Here is a 6,811-nt window from a genome sequence, read left to right as displayed (position 1 = left end):
CCTCAATGACGAGCAGCGCGCGGCCGTGGAAGCAGGGGAGGGACCGGTGCTCGTCATCGCCGGGGCGGGCTCCGGCAAGACGCGCACGCTCACGTGGCGCGTGGCGCGCATGCTGGAGCGCGGTGTTCCTCCCGAAGCGCTGCTGCTGCTCACGTTCACCAACAAGGCCGCGCGCGAGATGATCCGCCGCGTGGAGGAGCTGGCCGGCGGCTTCGCGGACGTGGGCCGCATGCTGGGCGGCACCTTCCACCACGCGGCGCACGTGCTCCTGCGCCAGCACGCGGGCGCGCTGGGCTTCTCCACCGACTTCACGGTGTTGGACCGCGAGGACTCACGCGACCTGATGGCCACGTGTCTGGCCGAGCGCAAGCTCAAGAGCGACAAGCGCTTCCCGCGTCCGGACGCGCTCTTGGAGCTCGTGTCGCTCGCCACCAACCTCCAGCAGCCCGTGTCGCAGGTGCTGGTGGAGCGCAAGCCGCAGATGCTCCCCGTCGCGCCCGAGGTGTTCGCCACCGCCCGCCGCTTCCAGCAGCGCAAGGCGCAGATGCACCTGATGGACTACGACGACCTGCTCGCGCACCTGAAGCGGCTGCTCGAGGAGCACCCCGTCATCCGCGCGGAGCTCACCGCGCGCTTCCAGGGCGTGCTCGTGGACGAGTACCAGGACACCAACCGCCTCCAGGGCGACCTCGTGGACCTGCTCGTGGGCGAGCGCCGCAACCTCACCGTCGTGGGCGACGACTGCCAGTCCATCTACAGCTTCCGCGGCGCGGAGTTCACCAACATCATCGACTTCCCCCAGCGCTATCCCGGCTGCGGCATCTACCCGCTCACGCGCAACTACCGCTCCACGCCCCAGGTGCTGCGGCTCGCGAACGCCGTCATCGCGCGCAACACCCGCCAGTTCCCCAAGGCGCTCGTGTCCGACAGTGCTCCGGGCCCCGTGCCCCAGGTCGTCCCCACCCGCGACGTGAAGGGGCAGGCCGCCTTCGTCACCGAGCGCGTCCTCGCGCTGCGGGCCCAGGGCCAGCGGCTGGAGTCGATGGCGGTGCTCTACCGCGCGCACCTGCACTCGCTGGAGCTGCAGCTGGAGCTCGCGCGCCACGGCCTCCCGTTCCGCGTGCGCTCCGGGGTGCGCTTCTTCGAGCAGGCCCACATCAAGGACGCGCTCGCGCACCTGCGCTGGGCACACCACCGCGAGGATGAGCTGGCCTTCAAGCGGCTCGCGCGGCGCCTTCCCGGCGTGGGCGCCGCCAGCACCGAGCACCTGTGGACCGCGCTCCGCGCACTGCCCGCGGAGCTTCCGCTTGGGGACGCCCTGCTGCACCCGGACGTGCAGGCCCACGTGCCGCGAAAGGCCACCGCCGACTTCCAGCGCTTCCAGTCCCTGATGGCCACGCTGTCCCATGGCGGACCGCGAGGACCGGGCGCGCTGCTCGCGGATGTGCTGGCGGCGCGCGAGCCAGGGGAGGCGTCCGACGCGGCGACCCGTCGCACCGAGGACCTGCGCCAGCTCCAGGAGTTCGCCGAGCGCTTCGAGGACGTGCCGCGTTTCCTGTCCGACATCGCCCTGGTCTCCGAGTTCTCCGCGCAGGGCGCCCTGGACGGCGAGCCGCCGGACGACGTCCTCACCCTGTCCACGGTCCATCAGGCCAAGGGGCTGGAGTGGGCTTCCGTCTTCGTGCTCGGGCTGGTGGATGGGCGCTTCCCCATGTCGCAGGCCATCCGCAGCCCCGAGGCCGAGGAGGAGGAGCGCCGCCTCTTCTACGTCGCCGTCACGCGGGCGCGGGAGGCCCTCTGGCTCGTGTACCCCCACACGTCGCTGCCCCGGGAGGACGGACGGCTCCTGCTCACGCCGTCGCGCTTCCTGACCGAGCTGCCGGAGGCCCCCGACACGGTGTGCGACACGCTCCCGCCCCCCGAACCCGACGGCCCCATCCGCGTCCGCGAGCTGGGACCGGATCCGGAACCCGGGTTCTAGGCCCACCCACACCCGGCCTGAGGCCCCTGGCACGGGAGGGCAACCAGGAAAAGGGGGCCCCTGTTATGCCGCCCGGCTGGAACTACAGCCAGGGAGGAAGCATCCGCCTAGAAACGCGCACATCACGGCACGACGTGCTAGAGAGTCAGGACGGGCGCACCGTCCCCCTGGCGTGCGCTCGCTGACCTTCATGGCGGACAGACCACGCATCGTCGGGATTGACCTGGGCACCACCAACACCCTGGTGGCGTCCGTGCGCAACCGCATCCCGAAGATCGTCCCCACGGATCGCGGCAACCTCATCCTGCCCTCCGTGGTCGCACTCTCCGCCAAGAACGATCTGCTGGTCGGCGGCGTCGCCAAGGACCAGATGGTGACGAACCCCAAGAACACACTCTGGGGCACCAAGCGGCTCATCGGCCGCAAGTTCCACTCCAAGGCCGTCGAAGACCTCAAGGGCTACTTCCCCTACGACATCGTGGAGGACCCCAACGGGGACGCCGCGGTGACGATGGGCGGCAAGCTCTACTCGCTGCCGCAGATCTCCAGCTTCGTGCTGTCGCAGCTGAAGACGATCGCCGAACAGTTCCTCGGCGGGCCCATCGACGCGGCCGTCATCTCCGTCCCGGCCTACTACAACGACAACCAGCGCAACGCGGTGAAGGAGGCCGGGCGGCTGGCCGGCTTCGACGTGAAGCGCATCGTCAACGAGCCCACCGCCGCGGCGCTGGCGTACGGCTTCAACCGGGGCCTGGATCAGAAGATCCTCGTGTACGACCTGGGCGGCGGCACCTTCGACGTCAGCGTGCTGCACCTGGCTGGCAACGTCTTCGAGGTGCTGGCCACCGGCGGCGACACCTTCCTGGGCGGCGCGGACTTCGACAACCGCATCATGGAGTACGTGCTGGAGCGCTTCCGCGACGAGACGAAGATCGATCTCACCGAGAGCCCCATCGCGCTCCAGCGCATCAAGAACGCCGCCGAGGCGGCGAAGATCGACCTGACGCTCATCCCCAACGTCGTCATCGACCTGCCGTACATCGAGGAGCGCAAGGGCAAGCCCCTGGACCTGCGCATCCCGCTCACCCGCGACTATCTCAACAACCTCACGGGCGACCTGGTGGACCGCACCTTCGACATCTGCGACCGCGTGCTCGCGGAGAAGGGCATCTCCCGCTCGGAGATCGACGAGATCATCCTCGTCGGCGGCCAGAGCCGCATGCCGCTCGTGCAGCAGAAGATCCAGGCGCACTTCGGCAAGGCGCCGCGCAAGGGCGTGCACCCGGACGAGTGCGTCGCGCTGGGCGCGGCGCTGCTGGGCGACTCGCTGGGCAGCATCGATGCGGTGACGCTGCTGGACGCGCTGTCCATGCCCATTGGCTACGCGATGCCCAACGGGCGCGTGAAGCGCATCATCGAGAAGAACTCGCTCATCCCGATGGTGAAGAGCTTCCGCCTGCCGCCTCCCAAGGAGCCGGGCTCGCCCTTCATCGAGCTGGACATCTACCAGGGCGACAGCGACCTGATGGTGGACAACGAGTACCTGGGCACGGTGCGCGTGCCGGCCGCGTCCGCGGGCCGGAAGATCGACTTCCGCCTCACCGAGGAGTGTCTGCTCCAGGTGCAGGTGGAGGACGCCACGGGCACGCTGCGCAAGGTGGACCTGGCCACGCGCGACACGCCCGAGCAGTTGAAGAAGGCCCTGCAGGAGGTGTCCGCGCGCAACGCGCCGGCGGCCCCGTCCAGCAGCAGCGCGTCCAATGACGACCGCGGCCTCTTCTCCAGCATCAAGAGCATCTTCCGCAGGGGGTAGGGAGGCGCGATGTCGAAGTTTCCGTCGAAGGAATGGTTGGACGAGGCCGTCCGGCTCACGAACTCGGATCCCGAGTGCGCCATGGCCGGCAAGGGCTGGAAGGGCGACTTCGGGGCCATCATCGAAGCGGAGCCGGGCAAGCTGGCGAAGTCCTTCGTGGTGCACGTCGTGCCGGGGGACTGCCGCATCGAGAAGGCCCGCGTGCTGGCGGATCCGGACGACCTGGACGAACTGGAGCCGGTGTACCTGGCGCGCGCGCCGTACTCCGTCTGGAAGCAGCTGCTGCTGGGCACGTTGGACCCGGTGGAGGCCGTGCTCAAGCGCCGCATCTCCATGCGCGGCGACCTGCAGCCCCTCATCGAACGCATGCGCTACAAGGGCATCGCGGACCGCGTCTTCGCCGCGCTGAAGACCGAGTTCCCTGACGGGCCTTGAGCCCAGGACCACGACGACACCCATGGGCATCCGGGACGAACTGAAGAAGCAGGCATTGGGGCTCTCCGGCAAGGCGATGGAGAAGCTCCTGGGCGACGAGAAGCGCGCCCTGGCCGTCGCCAACGCCATTGGCCGGGTCCAGCGGGGCAAGCAGGCGCTCGACCGGGGGCAGGACGAGGTGATGAAGGCCCTGAACTTCGCGCCCAAGAGCGACTTCAAGGCCGTGGGCAAGCAGCTGGCGGGCCTCAAGCGCCGCCTGCGCGAGCTGGACGAGAAGTTGGAGGCGCTGTCGGAGGGTTCCTCCTAGAAATTGCGTTGACACCCACGCGGACGGATGGCACTTATCGCCCCGTCCGTTGCGCAGCGGTGGCAACGGCAGCCAGCAGTCGGGCGCATAGCTCAGTGGTAGAGCACTGCCTTCACACGGCAGGGGTCGCAGGTTCAAGCCCTGCTGCGCCCACTTCAGCGAAAGAGGCCGTGAGTCCTTCCAGGGCTCACGGCCTTTCGCTTTTCCACCACCCGACATTCCAACCTCGGGCCGCGCCTTCCGGGGCAGGGTCCCCGTCCGCTGCCTCACGCGGGGGCCCGGCAGTGTCGGGTTCCGTCGCAATCCGCACCGGCGGCCCGTGGCCGCTTTCCGCGGCTGTGGCACCGTCAGGGCCGTGCCCAGGACATTGCGATTCACGTGGGATCAGCAGGGCCGGGTGGTGGTGCGCGGCCTCCCCCCCGACGACGTACTGGCGGACTACCTCGCGCAGGAGCTGCGCTCGGAGCCGGCGAGGGCGGAGCACATGCTGCGCGTCCTCAAGGCCGTGCGACGGGGCAACCGCGAGCGCTGGGACGTCAACGGCGACGCGTGGAGCCTGGAGCTGTCGCGCGCCCGGGCCTCCATCCACAGCGAGGAGGCCATCCCGGGACGCTCGCAGGACATGCCCCTGGATGAGTTCGAGGAGGCCGTGCGCTCCTGGCTGGCGTTCATGGAGCTGTCCCGGGCCCAATGACGGCAGGGGCCCGGTGGAAACAAAAAGGCCCGAGCCCCCACGCGCTTCGGGGGCCCGGGCCCGGAGCCCCACACCCCATGGGACCCACGGCCTTCTATTCCATCAGGGAACGCTCGCGCGTTCAGGTCTTTGTGGCGGGCGTCAGCTTCTGCCCCGCATCCGGAGCCTTGGCCTCGGGCCCGTGCGGCGGCGTGTGGCGGGCCTTCACCAGTGAGGCCACGATGCTGGAGCCCAGCACCAGGGCGATGACGCCCAGCGAAATGGCGGGCGACAGGTGCACCACGTCCACGAGCGCCATCTTCGCGCCCACGAAGACGAGGACGCCGGACAGGCCCACCTTCAGGTAGCTGAACTTTTCCATCGCCCCGGCCATCAGGAAGAACAGCGAGCGCAGGCCCAGGATGGCGAAGATGTTGGACGTGAAGACGATGAACGGGTCGCGCGTCACGGCGAAGATGGCCGGGATGGAGTCCAGCGCGAAGAGCACGTCGGACGCCTCCACCAGCATCAGCGCCATGAGCAGCGGCGTCGCCAGCTTGCGGCCGTTCTCCACCGTGAGGAAGTGCTGCCCGTCGAAGCGCGGCGTGGACGGGATGACGCGGCGGGCGGTGCGCATCAGCCAGCCGTCCTCCGGGTGCTCCTCGTGGTTGCGCTGCACGAAGAGCTTGATGCCCGTGAGGATGAGGAACGCGCCGAAGACGTAGATGAGCCAGTGGAAGCGCTCCAGCATCGCCACGCCCGCGAAGATCATCGCCGCGCGCAGCACCAGCGCGCTGAGGATGCCCCAGAAGAGCACCCGGTGCTGGTGGATGGCCGGGATCTTCAGCGCGGAGAAGATGACGACGAAGACGAAGATGTTGTCGACGGAGAGCGACTTCTCGATGAGGTAGCCGGTGAGGAACTCCATCCCCGGCCCGGACCCGAAGCGCCACCAGAGGATGCCGTTGAAGGTCAGCGCCAGGCTCACCCACACCGCGCTCCACGCGCCGGCCTCCTTGAAGCTCACCGCGTGCGCCTTGCGGTGGAAGACGCCCAGGTCCAACGCGAGCATCGCGAAGACGAAGGCGATGAAGCCCGCCCACATTCCGGGGCTGGCGAGGGTGTGTATCGATTCCACGGCGTTCACCTGGGGAGGGGGCGGTACGGAACGACAAAAGGAGCCCTCCTCAGATAGGAGCCGGGACACCCTTCGGCAAATAGGGAATCTGGACGCGACCCTTCTGGAAAACAGAAGTGTCCCCGGGGCAGGCGGGCGCCGCTTCGGGGAGGCGGGCAATCAAGAGCCACTTGCGCAGGGGTGACGATGGGAAGTGTTCACGGTCGCGAGGGTTTGCAAAGGCCCCGGCTGAGAACGCTTTCACCGGGCCGCAGAGACCAGCCAGGCGCTCGGACCCACCGTGGCACGCGAGCCCGGGAGTCCGGATGCGGGTGACGAGGCCGCCGGCGATGGCGTCGCGGCTCCACCCGGCTCGTGGCCCCCCGCAACCGGACACCCCTGCTGATGCGGAACCGCTATGTCTTTTCGTCCTGCGCGCTGCTGCTCGCGCTCCATGCCACGGGCTGCGGCGCGAACCCTGAGCC

The 6,811-nt window shown here is 69.0% G+C and carries 6 protein-coding genes and 1 tRNA gene; 6 read left to right on the top strand and 1 reads right to left on the bottom strand.

Annotated elements, in window-relative coordinates:
* The 6 genes from D7V97_RS37725 to D7V97_RS37700 all read left to right on the top strand — a co-directional run.
* Positions 1-1,981, top strand: a 1,981-nt coding sequence (locus D7V97_RS37725; RefSeq protein ID WP_147445139.1) for an ATP-dependent helicase, incomplete at its 5' end; no start/stop codon positions are given.
* A gap of 190 nt (positions 1,982-2,171) precedes the next feature.
* The gene (locus D7V97_RS37720; RefSeq protein WP_120615441.1) at positions 2,172-3,794 is read left to right on the top strand and encodes an Hsp70 family protein; all 1,623 of its coding nucleotides are present in this window, start codon (positions 2,172-2,174) and stop codon (positions 3,792-3,794) included.
* Between the two features lie 9 nt (positions 3,795-3,803).
* Positions 3,804-4,229, top strand: a complete 426-nt coding sequence (locus D7V97_RS37715; RefSeq protein ID WP_120615440.1) for a hypothetical protein — start codon at positions 3,804-3,806, stop codon at positions 4,227-4,229.
* Positions 4,230-4,251: 22 nt separating this feature from the next.
* Positions 4,252-4,536 (top strand): hypothetical protein, encoded by a 285-nt coding sequence (locus tag D7V97_RS37710; protein ID WP_120615439.1) that lies wholly within the window; start codon positions 4,252-4,254, stop codon positions 4,534-4,536.
* Between the two features lie 81 nt (positions 4,537-4,617).
* Positions 4,618-4,689: transfer RNA gene (locus D7V97_RS37705), tRNA-Val, on the top strand.
* Positions 4,690-4,903: 214 nt separating this feature from the next.
* Positions 4,904-5,230, top strand: coding sequence for a YacL family protein (locus D7V97_RS37700; protein ID WP_120615438.1), 327 nt, complete (start codon positions 4,904-4,906; stop codon positions 5,228-5,230).
* Between the two features lie 121 nt (positions 5,231-5,351).
* On the opposite strand, the gene D7V97_RS37695 is transcribed toward D7V97_RS37700, so the two are convergent.
* A complete protein-coding gene (locus tag D7V97_RS37695; protein WP_120615437.1) occupies positions 5,352-6,347 on the bottom strand; it encodes a TerC family protein in 996 nt (331 codons plus the stop codon).
* Positions 6,348-6,811: the final 464 nt, after the last annotated feature.

The sequence above is a fragment of the Corallococcus sp. CA053C genome (assembly GCF_003611675.1).
In the GTDB taxonomy this organism is placed as follows: Bacteria; Myxococcota; Myxococcia; order Myxococcales; family Myxococcaceae; genus Corallococcus.
Note: the sequence above shows the minus strand (reverse complement) of the source record. Positions and strands in the feature narration are given on the sequence as shown.